The sequence below is a fragment of the Methylobacter svalbardensis genome, assembly GCF_037671525.1.
GTDB lineage: Bacteria > Pseudomonadota > Gammaproteobacteria > Methylococcales > Methylomonadaceae > Methylobacter_A > Methylobacter_A svalbardensis.
In genome coordinates this window covers 12,888-28,669 of record NZ_JAWPOH010000012.1, presented here as the reverse complement: position 1 = coordinate 28,669, position 15,782 = coordinate 12,888, and the positions used below count along the sequence as shown (strand labels likewise).

At 47.6% G+C, this 15,782-nt stretch carries 18 protein-coding genes; 12 read left to right on the top strand and 6 right to left on the bottom strand.

Annotated elements, in window-relative coordinates; translation table 11 throughout:
* Window positions 1–258: 258 nt before the first annotated feature.
* The 3 genes from RW114_RS06960 to RW114_RS06950 form a co-directional block, all read right to left on the bottom strand.
* Window positions 259–1,128, bottom strand: coding sequence for an alpha/beta hydrolase family protein (locus tag RW114_RS06960; protein ID WP_340122015.1), 870 nt, complete (start codon window positions 1,126–1,128; stop codon window positions 259–261).
* 7 nt (window positions 1,129–1,135) lie between these two features.
* Window positions 1,136–1,729, bottom strand: a complete 594-nt coding sequence (locus RW114_RS06955) for a hypothetical protein (RefSeq protein ID WP_340122014.1) — start codon at window positions 1,727–1,729, stop codon at window positions 1,136–1,138.
* A gap of 112 nt (window positions 1,730–1,841) precedes the next feature.
* Window positions 1,842–2,168: an EthD family reductase gene (locus RW114_RS06950; RefSeq protein WP_340122013.1), complete on the bottom strand. Its 327-nt coding sequence runs from the start codon at window positions 2,166–2,168 to the stop codon at window positions 1,842–1,844.
* A gap of 114 nt (window positions 2,169–2,282) precedes the next feature.
* On the opposite strand from RW114_RS06950, the gene RW114_RS06945 reads away from it, so the two are divergent.
* Together RW114_RS06945 and RW114_RS06940 are read left to right on the top strand one after the other, a co-directional pair.
* Window positions 2,283–3,155 carry a LysR family transcriptional regulator gene (locus tag RW114_RS06945; RefSeq protein WP_340122012.1) on the top strand — a complete coding sequence of 291 codons (873 nt, stop codon included), beginning with the start codon at window positions 2,283–2,285 and terminating at the stop codon, window positions 3,153–3,155.
* A 359-nt stretch (window positions 3,156–3,514) separates the two neighbouring features.
* The gene (locus RW114_RS06940; RefSeq protein WP_340122011.1) at window positions 3,515–3,817 is read left to right on the top strand and encodes a hypothetical protein; all 303 of its coding nucleotides are present in this window, start codon (window positions 3,515–3,517) and stop codon (window positions 3,815–3,817) included.
* On the opposite strand, the gene RW114_RS06935 is transcribed toward RW114_RS06940, so the two are convergent.
* Together RW114_RS06935 and RW114_RS06930 are read right to left on the bottom strand one after the other, a co-directional pair.
* Window positions 3,771–4,154, bottom strand: coding sequence for a hypothetical protein (locus tag RW114_RS06935; RefSeq protein WP_340122010.1), 384 nt, complete (start codon window positions 4,152–4,154; stop codon window positions 3,771–3,773). The two genes, RW114_RS06940 and RW114_RS06935, sit on opposite strands and share 47 nt — an antisense overlap.
* A 48-nt stretch (window positions 4,155–4,202) precedes the next feature.
* Entirely contained in the window at window positions 4,203–4,340 is a 138-nt protein-coding gene (locus RW114_RS06930) for a hypothetical protein (RefSeq protein WP_340122009.1), read from the bottom strand.
* A gap of 212 nt (window positions 4,341–4,552) precedes the next feature.
* Between RW114_RS06930 and RW114_RS06925 the strand changes: the two genes are divergently transcribed.
* The 10 genes from RW114_RS06925 to RW114_RS06885 all read left to right on the top strand — a co-directional run bounded on the left by RW114_RS06925 (window position 4,553) and on the right by RW114_RS06885 (window position 15,298).
* Window positions 4,553–4,882: an exosortase system-associated protein, TIGR04073 family gene (locus RW114_RS06925; RefSeq protein WP_340122008.1), complete on the top strand. Its 330-nt coding sequence runs from the start codon at window positions 4,553–4,555 to the stop codon at window positions 4,880–4,882.
* A gap of 456 nt (window positions 4,883–5,338) precedes the next feature.
* Entirely contained in the window at window positions 5,339–5,854 is a 516-nt protein-coding gene (locus RW114_RS06920) for a Mut7-C RNAse domain-containing protein (RefSeq protein WP_422614795.1), read from the top strand.
* Window positions 5,838–6,089 carry a Mut7-C RNAse domain-containing protein gene (locus tag RW114_RS20955; protein ID WP_422614794.1) on the top strand — a complete coding sequence of 84 codons (252 nt, stop codon included), beginning with the start codon at window positions 5,838–5,840 and terminating at the stop codon, window positions 6,087–6,089. Before RW114_RS06920 ends, RW114_RS20955 begins: the two co-directional genes overlap by 17 nt.
* Before the next feature lie 485 nt (window positions 6,090–6,574).
* Window positions 6,575–7,165 (top strand): PilZ domain-containing protein, encoded by a 591-nt coding sequence (locus tag RW114_RS06915; protein WP_340122007.1) that lies wholly within the window; start codon window positions 6,575–6,577, stop codon window positions 7,163–7,165.
* A gap of 25 nt (window positions 7,166–7,190) precedes the next feature.
* On the top strand, window positions 7,191–8,186 hold the full coding sequence (gene birA, locus RW114_RS06910; protein WP_340122006.1) for a bifunctional biotin--[acetyl-CoA-carboxylase] ligase/biotin operon repressor BirA: 996 nt from the start codon (window positions 7,191–7,193) through the stop codon (window positions 8,184–8,186).
* A complete protein-coding gene (locus RW114_RS06905) occupies window positions 8,186–8,917 on the top strand; it encodes a type III pantothenate kinase (RefSeq protein ID WP_340122005.1) in 732 nt (243 codons plus the stop codon). Before birA ends, RW114_RS06905 begins: the two co-directional genes overlap by 1 nt.
* A 143-nt stretch (window positions 8,918–9,060) precedes the next feature.
* Window positions 9,061–10,290 carry a nucleoside recognition domain-containing protein gene (locus tag RW114_RS06900; RefSeq protein ID WP_340122004.1) on the top strand — a complete coding sequence of 410 codons (1,230 nt, stop codon included), beginning with the start codon at window positions 9,061–9,063 and terminating at the stop codon, window positions 10,288–10,290.
* A complete protein-coding gene (gene mtaB / locus RW114_RS06895; protein ID WP_340122003.1) occupies window positions 10,291–11,583 on the top strand; it encodes a tRNA (N(6)-L-threonylcarbamoyladenosine(37)-C(2))-methylthiotransferase MtaB in 1,293 nt (430 codons plus the stop codon). It begins immediately after the preceding gene.
* Window positions 11,580–12,635, top strand: a complete 1,056-nt coding sequence (locus RW114_RS06890) for an FAD:protein FMN transferase (protein ID WP_340122002.1) — start codon at window positions 11,580–11,582, stop codon at window positions 12,633–12,635. The genes mtaB and RW114_RS06890 overlap by 4 nt, the downstream gene beginning before the upstream one ends.
* A 17-nt stretch (window positions 12,636–12,652) precedes the next feature.
* The gene (locus tag RW114_RS06885; protein WP_340122001.1) at window positions 12,653–15,298 is read left to right on the top strand and encodes an MMPL family transporter; all 2,646 of its coding nucleotides are present in this window, start codon (window positions 12,653–12,655) and stop codon (window positions 15,296–15,298) included.
* 29 nt (window positions 15,299–15,327) lie between these two features.
* Here the strand turns inward: RW114_RS06885 and RW114_RS06880 are convergent, their stop codons facing one another.
* On the bottom strand, window positions 15,328–15,756 hold the full coding sequence (locus RW114_RS06880; protein WP_340122000.1) for a YcgN family cysteine cluster protein: 429 nt from the start codon (window positions 15,754–15,756) through the stop codon (window positions 15,328–15,330).
* Between the last annotated feature and the right edge of the window lie 26 nt (window positions 15,757–15,782).

Below are 15,782 nucleotides of genomic sequence, written 5' to 3'. Positions count from 1 at the left end.
AACTTTTATCAATGCCCAAAGAGCATTAACCCGATAGTGACAGTAAAACGGGTGATAGACCAATTAAAATTGCGGGAGTTTTCAAATTAAAAAAATGGGGGTTTAGATGCACCCCCGAATGAGCGCACCTCAAACTTGTCCGGTCGGTTTGTTGATATGGGTTATTACCGAATTATGACCAACTTTATTCTGACGTTGGTAATTACGAGACGTAAAGTTTTCATCCAGGCTGCGATTCTCAACTATTGTCCGTGACGCCTAGCGGCCCACCGAAGCCAAAAAATCCAGCAAGGTGTCGTTAATGCCCGGCCACTGCGCATGGAGTTTGTCGCCTTCGCAATACCACGTTTTTACACCGTTAGCGCAACCGGAATAAGCCATGCAGCCATTGGCAATCTTTTCCGGTATAGGCTCACATTGATTGCACGCCGCCCACCAGCCGGAAGACTGCTGACCGTACTTCGGGAACAAGTGATCGTTCACGCTGTGCATGACCATCACGGGAATCGGAGCCGGACACTTGTGATCGCGCAAATCCTGAGAATCGATTCCTGCGGCGCTAGGCGCAATCGCCTTGGGAATATGTTTGGTGCCGGACATAAATGCCAAGGCCATCGCAGCAGTACCGCCATCGGAATGGCCGGTAAGAAAAATGCGCTGTTTATCAACACACCATTGCTTGGCAATTAAGTCGGGAATAGTCCCGAGTTCGATGGTAGAGGTAGGCGATAAATCGGGATGATCGGCATAAGCGACGATAAATCCGGCAGTCGTTGCTTTCAGCGTAAGTGCTGTCGTTTTCTCGGTTTTTGCCCGGTTTGAGCCTGCCGGGGAAAACACCATCAGCAACGGATGGGCGATAGTGGCATCATAATTCAACGGCGTGCGTATATTGTATTTAATGCCTTCAAGCGTCGATTCGCCATTGATAAGGCCTGATTCTCCGTCGAACTTACCGGCAACGCATTGCGGATTTGCGTTTTCTCCGGCATAAGATGCGCTGCCTATTTGAGAGTACTCATCATTATCTTCGCTGAAAAAAACTAGCAGCGTTATAACAACGGGTAGCAAAAAAAGTGATTTAAAAACGGTTTTCTGAAAAGGCGTAGCCGTTTTTAGTTTATCCATATAGTCCTCAAACATCGGATGGCCTCGCTGCGTGTTTGCCGACAGCGCGTTTCATTAAGTAAACAACTCCCGCGATAAGTGCCACGACGAATAGAGATTTTATCGGCAAATTGTCTGAAGCTTCCGGTCCAAGACCTATCGAAAGCGGGATATGGCTATCGATGCTTTTGTCTTTATGCACTATCGCGACATGGATCAGATAATTGCCTGCGCCGAATTGACTGAAATCAACCACGGCATTCACCGTACCCGATTTTATTTTCGTCGGTTCCCTATAGAAAACCCGGGTTCCTTCCGGTTCTTTGGTGACCTCAAATTCGACGGTTAAATTACGCAGGCCTTTGCCTTCATAATCGAATACCAGATTAGTGGAGCCCAGATGCGGAATAATCTGGCAATACTCTTTGTCGCTGCTCAATGCCGGTGTATAAGCGGTAAAGTGCACTCGCTCATGACCCACCAGGATATTGCAGGCATCGACTTCATTATTCGCCCCGCGATGCGCATAGACGGTTGACGGCAAAGCCAAGGTCAATAATCCCAATAAACCTAAAGTATGACAACACTTGACTAATGCAGACAACCATATGTTCTCGTTCATGTTCAAAACCTCTCTTTAACTTTATTGAAAGCAGGATGATCAACGCGCCCGGTGGTGCGGTTATTTATCCGGCAAGCCGGACAAGATATTAATGTCCGTATTTGTCGGCATGTTAAAAATCGAAACTTTCAACTTCCGCGATTAAAAACAATGGTGCGCCGCCGGTCGAAATATCAACGGCATGTTGCGCGGTTTCCTGACCGCCCTGAGAATTTAAACAAGCCTCCAAATCCTGCATAGACGGGAAATAAACTTCGGCAATGCGATGGAAAGGCGCTTGTTCCTGGCCTACACTGCTCATAATCAGCGACGCGACAAAGCGGGTTTTTCCGGCCAGTTTTTCTACCGCCATCGGAACATGCTCCTGCGCATAGCGTTGTTCAAATATTTCGACATCGGCAGGCGTTGGATACATCACAATCAATTTTGCTGTTTTCATAGCTTCCTCATATGGTTTTTTTAAAAGAGAGGCAATCGTATAGTGAAATACAAAGGTTTGTATAATATCGGCTTTCTATGGAACAATAGGTTTTTGCTATATCAGGAGGTTCTCATGGAAATGCAGCAAATCCGTTATTTTCTGGCAGTCTGCGATCAGGGAACAATCACGCACGCGGCGCAACTCACTTATGTGTCGCAACCATCTTTGACACAGGCCATAAAAAAACTGGAAGAGGAAATGGGCGGGGCATTGTTTACGCGGACCCGCTCCGGTTGCCAGTTAACGCCGTTAGGTCGCATGGTTGAATCCAATCTGCGCAAGATTTATAAAGAGCTTCAGGCGACCAAAGCGGAAGCGATTCGTTTTACCCGGTTAAATACCGTTCCCTTGCGCATCGGTCTGATGTCCACGATAGGCGCGCAACGCTTAAGCCCTTGTCTTGCCTGGTATCAGCAAGAATACCCGAATATCGAATTGGAATTAATCGTCGATAGCGAAGCGGAGTTATTGAAACAACTGGATTCAGGCTTACTGGATCTGGTGATCAGCGCCCCGGCGCAATTATCGGGACCACCGTATCAATCGGCCTTGCTTTATGAAGAACGCTACGTGGTCGCATTCAGCAATACCCATCGTTTTAATCAATTGCAAAAAATCGATCTGAAAGCGATACAGTCGGAGCCCTATTTAGACCGGTTAAACTGTGAGTTAAGGGAAGATCTGAAATGTATTTGCCAGAGTCAGGAAATCAATCTTTATGCTGCTTACCGCAGTAACAGCGAAGAATGGATTTTGCGTATGGTGCAGGAGGGTATTGGCGTTGCATTAATGCCTGAATACACCCTGCCCAAACAGGCAACCGACATCAGTTATCGCTATCTGTGCGAGCCTGAAATCAGCCGTCAGGTTTATGCGATTTATACGCAGCAGACACCAGCTAAACCCGAATTGCAGGCATTGATAGTTAATTTGAGCAGTACGTAATAATCAGTTCCGTAGGCCGGCTTACGCTACCGAGACTGTGAAAGTATTCGATATAGAAGAAATAACCATGAAGCACATGAAGAGCATGAAGATTTAATGCATTGATTGACTGGGCCTTTTCTTCATGTCCTTCATGAACTTCATGGTTAACAGTATTTTTTATGCCGTACTCATTCATTCTTTCACAGTCTCTACCGCTAACCCGACATTCTTTGTATCTTAAGATCAATTAACGATAATATTCGATCTATTAGCTATATAAATACCCTGGCATTTTAATTGCTTGTTAGAAATTTGAGTTACCCACATCCATCTGATGTGTGTACTTGACGTTTTCCAAATAATTGCGAGGTATTGATATGTTCGAAGTTACTCTGTTGTTCCTGGTCATGCTTGTCATTGCAGCATGCGCTTTTTTACCATCGGGTTGTAGCAGCCCTGAATCTTCCCAACAATCCGACGCCGTCAGTGATTCCTGCTTGAATTCAGAGCTGGGAGTCCCCGAGGATTCGACATTCAAGCAGAATTTTCTCACGCATCTGCAAAGTGAAATCGAATCTGCTCTGTGGCCGCGTCCTACCGACTCTATCCTGCAGCGCCATTACGATGCTTTGGTCAGCGCCGAACTGGAGAACCGTCTGGCGGCAATGCCGGATTCATAGCAATGACTATGAAGCACCAAGCTAAATCGCTAATGATTTCGATACTTGCACTCGGTTTTATGTAAGCTTTCCGGCAACAGCCTGCTCTTTTTGTTGTATTTGTTGCATGATAGACATTAGTTGATTTTTTTTTCGTCTCCTTTTTCGTTATTTCTGCCATAATCAAAAAGGTTTCTTGACCAACGCTGCTCCGCATGGCTGTTGCTCCAGCTATGCGGAGCAGCGTTGGCAGTTCCGTAATAGCGATAGCGTAACCTAACACTTCACGCGTTAAATATTGGGCTCTCCCAAAAACCAATGCATCAAGCCATAGCCAGCCGATAATAGCGTTCGGCATTTCCGGTCAATTTGGTATCGAGATGGCCGGTTGTAACGCGCGACATATTCAAGACTCATGGTACGGCGATAAGGCCTGGAAAATATCGGCAACGGCAATAATGCGGCATTCCAGATCCAGTTCTTTGTGGCCGTTTTTAAACGAATAACTGTCGCCGATCAAGGTTTCATGGTGGAATCCCGCCAACCCATTTTCCCGAATACTTTTTGAGAGCGCTTCAATCTTAAAATTCGAGGCGATAGAAGGTAGATTGGCTTTCTTGATTTTTGAGTAAGGAAAGTTATTGGCATCGAACAGTTACCGGCATTAAAATTGAACAGCAAAAATTCAATTATTAGCACTTTTATCTCGGTTAAGATATGATTTTCCATTTAAGGAAAAAATAAGGAGAGTAGCATATGAAAAGGTTACGTATTTATGTATTGGCAGCTTTTACGGTTTTAGCACTATTGTCGTTTCCCAATGCTTATGCGCATACCTCGGCGCAGAAATTCGGTAGAGGTTTGGCCGGAATGACCTGCGGTTTTCTTGAAATACCGGGTAATATTGTTAAGGAGACTAAGGCTCAAGGGGCGATTGGTTTTCCCATCGGCCTTGCTACCGGCTTGGGGATGACGGTAACCCGTGAACTGGTTGGCGTTTATGAATTTCTTACTGCGCCTTTTCCTCTTCCTGCAGGTTTTCGACCTATTTTAGCTCCGGAGTACCCATGGGATTATTTTGAATAAACTCCTTTAAGATACTTAAGGTGTGACAAGTCAAAGGGGTGCTGATGCAGTACAATGTTTTTTATAAAATTTTTCACCTGTTTTTATTACCATGAAGGACATGAAGGACATGAAGATAATGAAGCTTGCGTATGATACTCAAAGTAAGGGATAAAAAAGTTTAGTTTTTTATGACTTCGTTTCAATATAACACCTGAAGTCAATACCAATTTCTTCAAGTTCTTCATGATCTTCATGGTAAAAATTTATTACATTTTTTGGATCAGCACCCAGTCAAAGGGTTCAGGCTCGATTGATTTTAGTTGATGTGCGTTGATTTATGCCTCTATCAGTTGAGTCCGATCCCGATGATTTGCGCATCCAAGAAGTTTGATTTAAACGAGTTAAGATCAAATTGACTTATGGGAGTGAATTTTCTATTGTTTGCCAAATGGCTGTCATCGACAGGCGGACAATATGAAACCGGAACACGCTGCTGAATTTCGTTTCTACGCGGAGTTGAACGACTTTCTTCCGCCGAAACAACGCATGCGAACTATCCACTATCGTTTCAGCGGCCATCCGGGAATCAAGGATCCTATTGAAGTTTTCGGTGTGCCTCACCCCGAGGTAGAGCTGATTATCGTCAATGGCCAGTCGGTGGGATTCGACTATCAACTGCAAGCCGGTGACCGTGTCGCAGTCTACCCGGTTTTCAAAAATCTGGACATTAGCGCCTTGATCAAACTGCGCGAAAAATCCTCGCCCAATAATCCACACTTCATTCTGGACGTGAATCTTGGGAAGCTTGCCAAACTCATGAGGTTGTTGGGTTTCGATAGTCTGTATCGCAACGACTACTGGGATGCTGAGTTGGTGAATATTGCGGTGAGTGAGCAGCGCATCGTGCTGACTAGGGATCGCCGCCTGTTGTATGCCAAACAGATCAGCCATGGTTACTGGGTACGTAGGGTTGATGCCGAGCCAGATTGATGAGGTCTTGCAGCGTTTCGACCTGTACGGCTTGATTAATCCTTTTGCCCGATGCCTGGTTTGCAACGGTGTCCTGGTACCCGTTGGCAAGGCGGATATTTTGGACCGTCTCGAACCCAAGACTCGGCTTTACTATGAGGATTTTCATCAATGCGCCGATTGCCGACGAATCTATTGGGAGGGGTCGCATATGGGAAATATGCGGAAACGCTATCCGGGTTTTCTGGTCCCCTAAAATAGCAGTCGGTTTTTTCATCACTAGCGCATCATGGCGAAATACGGCATAGCGTTGAGAACGGCAGCGGCTTGCTAAGCCGAATCGACTTGGATCGCTCGGGCTTTAATGCGTTGAAACCAAAAAATAAAATAATCTAACTGATTGAAGTATAATTTGAAAAACCCTGGGTAAGGGCTGCGAGTGCATATGAAAACGCTTAAAAAGCTTGAGTGCTAGTCATAGCTGCATAAATCTTTTTTAGCATTAATTTCGTTTTATGCTTATAAAATCGCATAGTGCGATTGCAGTGTTTGCACATCACCGCCGATTTTTAAAATAGCTTCTCCCTAGCTCTTTCCAGCAGGATGTCTACGCGGATGAGGTGGCAGAGCAATGCAGGAGCAGCGTAGCGGCGTGCCGAGAGGAGATAAAGGTGCCGAGTTTAGAAGTGCGATGGGCATAATCAAATCATGAAAATAATTAAGGTGTAGAGGATGCAGATTATGGCTAAGATCAACATGACGAAAATTGAGGAGCGAAGGGGTTTTTTTCGCATTGATGATGAAGTTAATCTGTTTTACAAAAAAATAGATGAGCAACAGGTAACCGAACCGCACCATGTGCCCGACAATGTTTTGAATAGCTGTTCATTGTCTACCGCTCTTGAAATAGTGTCGCAGGATTCGGCAATACTGTTACGCAGGCTGGAAAAAATCTTGCCGGATGTGATGGATTACTTAAGGTTAATTGACACTAAAATTGATCTTCTTGCCCAAGCCATCATGATGCAGGGCCATCAATTTAAGGAGAATGACACCCGTAACGTTAATATCAGTGCGTCCGGCATGGCTTTTAATTGTGAGGAAATGCTTAAAGAAGGCGATTATCTGGAAATCAAGATGCTGCTGGTATCCAGTATGGCGGTCATTGTAACTTACGCCAAAGTTGTTTTTTGCAAAAACAGTCAGACTAACGATAGCCAGTTTCCCTATTTTGTTGGCGTTGATTTTTTCAATATGAAAGAGGACGATAGAGAGCTGCTGATTAAGTATGTGGTCAAAAAGCAATTGAAACAGATCAGGGAGAAGCAATAGATGATTAATAAAGCTCAAGCGGTTTGTGAATATTTCAGATAAGCAAAAACAAATCCTTAGCCTATTGGCTGACGGAGAGTTTCATTCCGGCACTGAGTTGGCTGTTGCCTTGGGTATTAGCCGTTCGGCTGTCTGGAAACAGCTGAACGGCTTGGCTGAATTGGGTTTGCAGCACTCGGCAGTCAGCGGCAAAGGTTACCGGCTGGAAAAATCGCTGGAATTGCTGCTGGCAGCAAAAATCAATGAAGTCATTAGTGATCAGGCTGGCGCATTAATTTCATCGCTGGAAATTCATGATCAGATCGACTCGACCAACCGTTATTTAGTCGAACGTTCTCAAAATAATGCGCTTTCAGGCGCTGTTTGTTTTGCCGAGTATCAAACAGCCGGTAAAGGCAGGCGAGGGCGGCAATGGGTTTCGCCTTACGGCTGCAATATTTACCTGTCGATACTGTGGCGTTTTCAGCAGGGGCCTGCCGCCATTTCCGGCTTAAGTCTGGCTATCGGCGTGGCGGTCATCAGGGCGTTAAAGCAGCATCAAATCAATGATATTGGCCTTAAATGGCCAAATGACATTTACAGCCAGGGTAAAAAACTGGGCGGTATCCTGGTTGAGGTATCGGGTGAGACTGACGGCCCATGCAGCGCCGTTATCGGTCTGGGACTAAATTTGTTTTTACCGGAAGCGGAAGCTCAAGGCATTACTCAAGCCTGGACCGATTTAACTAAAATCACCGGGCAAAAACGGCTGTTCAGAAATAAATTGGCAGGCACGCTGTTAAACCATCTGCTGCCGGTCATTGCCGAGTATGAAGGTGTCGGTATTCAAGCGTATCTCGATGAATGGCGCGATTATGATTGCCTGTCCGGCCAATCTGCGACCTTGTTTGTCGGTCAGCAACAATTTGAAGGCATCGTGCGAGGCATCGACGATAACGGCATGTTGTTGATTGAACGCCCTGATGGCAATGTGCAGACCTTTGCTTCCGGCGAAGTCAGTTTTAACGGTTTTTCCTCGTAATGAATTTGCTGATTGATATGGGCAATACCCGGTTAAAGTGGGCGGTTACGACCGCCGGTCACATCATGATCGGCTCACCTTTGGTCAATAGCCGGATTAATCGGGAGGAGCTTATTAAACTTTGGCAAGGCCGCTATCGCCCCAGGCGGATCGCCATTTCCTGCGTGAGCGCAAATCAGTTACTCGAACTTGTGCAGTCGGTAGCGCGTGAGCTTTGGCTTGATGTGGATATTATTCTGGTTAAATCCCGAGCGAAGGCGTTTGGCGTGATTAACGCTTATCAACAGCCGGAAAATCTGGGTGTTGACCGCTGGTTAGCGTTAGTTGCAGCGTGGCAACAATATCACCGTCCGGCCTGTATCGTCGATTGCGGAACGGCCATTACCGTGGATTTAATCGATGCCGATGGCAGGCATCGAGGCGGCCTGATTAGTCCCGGTTTGATGCTGATGAAAAAATCTCTGGGGCTAGGAACGGAGGCGCTGCCCTTTAGCGAAATCAATCATGCAGTCGGTCTGGCCGATTATACCGAGGCCGCTATTTACAGCGGCACCTTAATGGCGGCTGTGGGCTTGATCAAGCAAGTGCTGGCAACACAAGCAGACGATACGCAATTGATTTTAACCGGCGGCGATGCCGGACTTATCGCCGGACAGCTTCATCTGCCCTGTAGTATTGACCCGGATTTGGTGCTGCGGGGATTGTTGTGTGCTCTGGAAGGGCGCACGTGAAGCTTTTGTTCCTTCTGGGGGCGCTTCACTGCCATTAAGTTAAGGATTGAATATTATTGTGGGCGCGAATTTATTCGCGCTTTTTAACACCTGTTGCGCGAATAAATTCGCGCCCACGGCATTCAACCATATTTATTCCTATCGTGCTAAACATCATCTGGATTTTCTTTTTCCTGGCCGCTTTTTGTACTGCGCTATTCAAACTGGTTTTCTTGGGCGACCAACAGGTTTTTGCGCAAATCATGGGAGCCATGTTTGCGCTGTCGAAATCGGCTTTTGAAATATCCCTAGGTCTGACCGGCGTGCTGGCCTTATGGCTGGGCATTATGCGCATCGGCGAAAAAAGCGGCTTTATCCACTTATTAACCCAAGGTCTGACGCCGTTATTCAGCCGGTTAATGCCGGATGTGCCCAAAGGCCATCCGGCTTTGGGCGCCATCGTGATGAATATTTCCGCCAATGCGCTGGGCCTGGACAATGCCGCAACGCCGTTGGGCATTAAAGCGATGCAGGAATTGCAAACCCTTAACCCCAATCCGGAAACCGCCAGCAACGCGCAAATCCTGTTTCTGGTGATCAACACCTCAGGCGTTACGCTATTTCCGGTGACGATATTCACCTACCGCGCGCAAATGGGGGCTGCCAACCCTACCGACGTCTTCATCCCGATTTTGATCGCCACGTATATGTCCACGCTGGCAGGATTGCTTGCGGTCGCCTTCGTGCAAAAAATCAACCTGCTGGATAAGGTTGTCCTGGCCTATCTGGGCGGCTTTACGCTGGCAGTCGGCGGCATACTGGCGTATTTTTCCAGCTTGCCGCAGCAGCAGATGCTGGAGCAATCCGCGATGATCAGCAATTTCATCCTGTTTTCTCTGGTTATTACCTTTATTCTCGGCGCGATCAACAAGGAGATTAACGCTTATGACGCGTTCATTGAAGGCGCCAAGGAAGGTTTTCATACCGCAACCACCATCATCCCCTATCTGGTCGCGATGCTGGTTGCGATTGGCGTGTTCAGAGCCAGCGGCGCGCTGGATTTGCTGGCCGATTTAGCGCGGATTATCGTGCATTACTTCATGCTCGACGACCGCTTTGTCGATGCGCTGCCCACCGCATTGATCAAACCGTTCAGCGGCAGCGGGGCCAGGGCGATGATGATCGACACCATGAAGACCATGGGTGCAGATTCGTTTGCCGGGCGCTTGTCGTCGATCGTGCAAGGCAGCACCGAAACCACCTTTTATGTCCTGGCGATTTACTTTGGTTCGGTCGGCATCAAACATATCCGCCATGCGGCCGCGTGTGGGATAATAGCGGATTTTGCGGGCATTGTTGCGTCCATTTTTATTGCGTACTGGTTCTTTGGATAAATGTTAATACACCTTAAAACACTCGGTTGCCGCTTAAACGAAGCGGAGCTGGAAACCTGGGCTCAGGCTTTTCAAAAATCCGGCCATCAAATCACCAGGCAAGCCGAAGCGGCCCATCTTATCGTGCTTAATTCCTGCGCGGTAACCCAGGATGCTGCCAGAAAATCGCGCCAGCTGATACGGCGCATTCATCGCGATAATCCGCAAGCCAAGCTCGTGGTCAGCGGCTGTTACGCCACCTTGAATGAAGATGAGGCCGCGTCTTTGCTCGGCGTTGATCTGGTGGTCAGCAACAAGGATAAAGATCAACTGGTCGAAAAAACCCTGACTGAATTGAACATGGACAGCATGCCGGCTTTATCCACCGAGCCGGGAGAAATATCGCTGTTCACACGAGGCAGGCAACGTGCTTTCGTCAAAGTGCAGGACGGTTGCCGCTATCGCTGCACATTTTGCATCGTCACCGTGGCGCGTGGCGAAGAAAACAGTCGTCCGGTGCAGGCGGTTATCGACGAAATCAATGCCCTGCACCGGCAAGGCATCACCGAAGTCATTTTAACCGGCGTACATTTGGGCGGCTACGGCAGTGACTTGGGCAATAATCTATCCGATTTGATCAAAGCGATTTTGGCGGAAACAAGCATCCCGAGACTGAGATTAGGCTCGCTGGAGCCGTGGGAATTGCCGGGCGATTTTTTCGAGCTGTTTAGCAATCCGCGCCTGATGCCGCATTTGCATCTGCCTTTGCAAAGCGGCTCCGACACCGTGCTCCGCCGTATGGCAAGACGCTGTAAAACCGAGGAATTTGCGGCTATTGTCAGCCAGCTGCGAGCGCAAATTCCGCATTTTAATGTCACCACCGATATTATCGTCGGCTTCCCCGGCGAAACCGAACAGGAATGGCAGGACAGTTTTGACTTCATCAAACAGACCGGTTTCGGCCATATCCATATCTTTACCTATTCCAGTCGGGAAGGAACCAAAGCCGCCGGCTTGCCGGATCAACTGAGCAATGACATCAAAAAACAGCGCAGCAGGCAGTTGCATGAACTGGCTGACGACATGAAGCAGACGTTTTTTGCCGATAATGTAGGCCTTGAGTTTCCGGTGTTATGGGAAGGCTACAGTGAAGCTTTGGATGATGGCAGGCAACGGGTTTTCGGTTATACGCCGAATTATCTTCGGGTTGCTTGTGTGATTGATGGCGACGTGTCAGTTGAAAATAGGACGCTTAATTGCGTGGTAATGGCAGTGGCAGAGGGCAGTGTTTGTGGGGAGCTGGTATTAAAATGATATTATTGGATTATAGACAAGGCAATCGCCTGCAACGCCTGATTTTAGTTGCCGTTTGCTGCCTGTTTTTAGGCGTACTGACGGCCTGCTCGGAACCTGTGGTTGAAAAACTTGAGGGCCCAACTCAGGGCACAACCTACCATATTAGCTACTGGTCTGAAGCTGCGGTGGACGCTAAAGACATTAAAGATCGTATCGAAAACGAATTAGCGGACATCGATAAACTGCTGTCCGATTATCGTCCCGATTCGACCATAGAAATCTTCAACAACACCGAAAACACCGATAGCCAGGAAGTCGGCGCTGAAATCGTGGCACTGGTTAAGGTCGCGAAAACCGTGCATCAGGCCGGTCAGGGTTGCTATGATTTAACGATCAAACCGTTGTTCGATTTATGGGGCTTTCAGGGCGATGCGCCGACAGTTCCCCAAGATTCAGCCATTGTGACCAAGCTGAAACAAGTCGGCATGGACAAGCTGGAAGTGGTCGATGCAACGCATCTGCGTAAAAAACAGGCCGACCTCAAAGTTGCTTTATCGTCCATTTCCCAAGGCTATAGCGTGGAACGGCTTAGTCAGGTTCTGGAGCAAAAAGGCATAGTGCATTATCTGGTCGAGATTGGCGGCGAACTCAAAACCAACGGCTACAAACCGGATCTCCAACCTTGGCGTATCGCTCTGGAAAGACCGCTGCCCGAAGAACGGGTGATGCATAAAGTCATTACCATGCCCAAGGACGCGCCAGTCGCGGTGATGACATCCGGTACTTACCGGCATTATTTCGATGACCATGGGCAGCATTATAGTCATGTCCTTGATGCCCGTAATGGCAGGCCGGTTATCCATAATCTGGTTTCCGTTACTGTTTTATTGGATGATCCAATACTTGCCGATGCCTGGTCTACTATGTTGCTGTGTTTGGGGCAGAAAGAGGGCATGCTGGCTGCGAATACAGCAAAAATCCCCGCCCTTTTCATCGAACTGCAAGGCGACGAATTGACCGAAACCCGAAGTGATGCTTTGAATACTTTGAGCAATCTCGCCATACACTAATATCCGAATCCTAAGTTATGTCATTAAAAACTCGTAGTCATGCTATTTACTCCCATTTGGCAAACCTGACGCTAGGTCACCCGATTGCGGTGTTGTCGATAGTGGTTATACTCAGTATTTTTGCTTTGCAATATACCGTCGGTCATTTAAGCATTAATACCGATACCGAAGAACTGATAGCGCCCGATGCGCCTTTTCAGCAAAACCGCCGCAATTATGAAAAAGCCTTTTCGCAGGATATGCACACGCTGTTGTTGGTGGTTGAATCGGCTACGCCGGAATTGACCAAAGCGGCTACTAAAAGATTGCAGCGCCTGCTCAGCGCCAATAAACATGATTTTGACTTGGCCTATATTCCCAACGATAACGCCTTTTTTCGTCAGAACGGCCTGCTTTATCTCGATACTGACGAGTTGCAAACCTTATCCACTAACTTGTCGCTGGCTCAGCCTTTTATCGGCAGAATTGCCCAGCAACCTAATCTGACCGGCTTCTTTTCAATTTTTGACGATGCACTGACCTCCTCAGATCAGACCCAGGTCGTGCCTATCGATCTGACCTCGCTGATTAACAAGGTTGCTCAGGCTTTACATAAAGCAGTCAATGGCGAAAACGCGCTGCTGTCCTGGGAGTCGTTGATTAGCGACAAGAAAGTCCATTCCGGCAACGGCTTTATTGTCGTCTCACCCAAGTTCGATTACTCCAAAATCCGTCCCGCTGAAACTGCGATTGGATCTATCCACAAAGCTATTGCCCAGATTCAGGATTCCAATCTGCCTAGCGTTACCGTTTGGGTTACCGGCGAAGTCGGCCTTGAAGATGATGAATTGTCAGGCATGAGCACAGGTACTTTTACTGCCAGTATTTTCTCTATTGTGCTGGTGTTATTTATTTTATTGATTGCCTACCGTTCGATTTTGCTGACGATAGCCACGTTGATGACGCTAGCTTTAGGCATGCTTTTTTGCGGCGCGTTCGCGGCCTTTGCGGTACAGGAATTGAATCTGATTTCAGTGGCTTTTGCCGTATCCAATATCGGTTTGGGTGTCGAATATGCGATCCATTTTTGTTTGCGCTATCGGGACAACCTGACCCATCATGTGCACAAGGAGCTGGCGCTACGCAGCACTTTAAGGAGTACAGCGCCTTCGCTGTTATTATGTGCAGGTACCACATCCATCGGGCTTTATGCTTTTATACCGACCGATTACAAAGGCGTATCCGAACTCGGTTTGTTGGCAGGTACCAGTCTGTTTATCTGCTTGTTAATTACCTTGATTGCGTTGCCGGCGCTGTTGAAAATGCTCCCGGCTCCGGCAAAGTTCGAGAAGGCCGAAGAGCAGAATGGCCTGGCAAAACTGTCGGAAAAGCTGGCGATTTTGCCACTGCATTATGCCAAGCAGATTTCCGTCGCAACTTTTGTTGTCGCTGTTATCTCCATCGTGTTGACATTGAATGTGGAGACCGACTTTAATCCGATTAACCTTCGCGACCCTAATACCGAATCGGTCATCGCGTTTAAAAATCTGATGAAAGACAAGGAAACCACGCCGATGACCTTGACCGTTATGGCCAAGGATGAACATAGTGCTAAAGCGCTGCAACAAAAACTTTCGACATTACATTCGGTTGATAAAACCATCAGTCTGTTCGATTTTCAACCTACCGCTCAGGACGACAAACTGGCCTTGATTGACGAAATGGGACTGATGCTTGGCGCACAGGCGCAGCGATTTCCCGCGTTAAAACCCGATACCGATCCGATCCCCGGCATTAATCGTCTGATAAAAACTATCGACACCATCTTGCCTGAAAAAACCGACGCTGATCAGCGTGCCGCGTTAACCCATTTTAAACAAGAGCTGCAGGATATTTTGATCGAGCTTGATGCGCGGCAACAACCTGACCGACGCCTGTTCATCGAAAAAATTCAGACCACGTTGCTCGGTACGCTGCCGAGTGTGATGAACGAACTATCGGACAGCTTCAATGCCAGAGAAATTACCTTGGTTGATCTGCCTGCCGACATCAAAGACAAATGGCTGAGCAAGGACGGTTGGTACCGCATTCAGATATTGCCTAAAAAAGACCTGAACGATTTGGCCAGTCTGGAAGAGTTTATTACCGAAGTTCAGTCCATCGCACCTGAAACAACCGATTTACCGGTTATGTACTGGGAATCAATGAAAGAGGTTATCGCGGCTTTTCAGCAAGCCATTGTGATCGCGCTGATCACTATCGCGCTGCTGTTGTTTGCCATGCGACGCAATATTATCGATACCGCGTTGGTTATGACGCCGCTGATACTGGCCGGGTTGTTTACGATGGCAAGCGCAGTTATTACCAACACCCCGATTAATTTTGCCAATATCATCGCCTTGCCGCTGTTACTTGGACTGGGCGTGGATAACGGCATCCATATGGTCGAAAAGCTGCACCATTCGCTATCCGAGGAGCAGAATATTTATCAATCCAGCACCGCCAGAGCCATGTTTTATGGAGCACTGACTACCGCATCCAGCTTCGCCGGATTGGCGTTCTCACCGCATCAGGGTATCGCCAGCATGGGATTGATCATTACCATGGGTATATTCTGGATCATGGTCAGTACCTTTGTTATCCTGCCTGCGCTGAGCAAATTGGTGTTGAGGGTTCGGGGATAGGTAACTGCTTTCCCTGCCGCTTGTTGGTATTACTCCAGCCATTCAATAATGTGATCTTCCAAATCATCGATCTCGGATTCCTTCATCGCATAGCTGCTGATTGAAACACCGGCGTCCTGAACGCTTTCCGGGCTTCCTGATAGCAGCGGATGCCAATCGGGAAGATCTTCACCATCGCTTAATAAGCGGTAAGCACAGGTTGCCGGTAACCAGTTGTATTCGGCAAAGTCGTGTTGTTTTAAGTCCAGGCATTCGGGAACTAATTGGGTGCGTTCGCTATAACGGGTGCAGCGGCACGTATCCAGGTCAATCAGATTGCAGACGACACTGGTAAAGTAGATGTCGCCGGTGTCTTCGTCTTCGAGTTTGTGCAGGCAGCATTTGCCGCAGTTATCGCATAACGACTCCCATTCTTCGGTGGTCATTTCGGATAATTTCTTGGTTTTCCAAAAGCTCATAGGGTGGTTCTCGTTTATCTAAAACA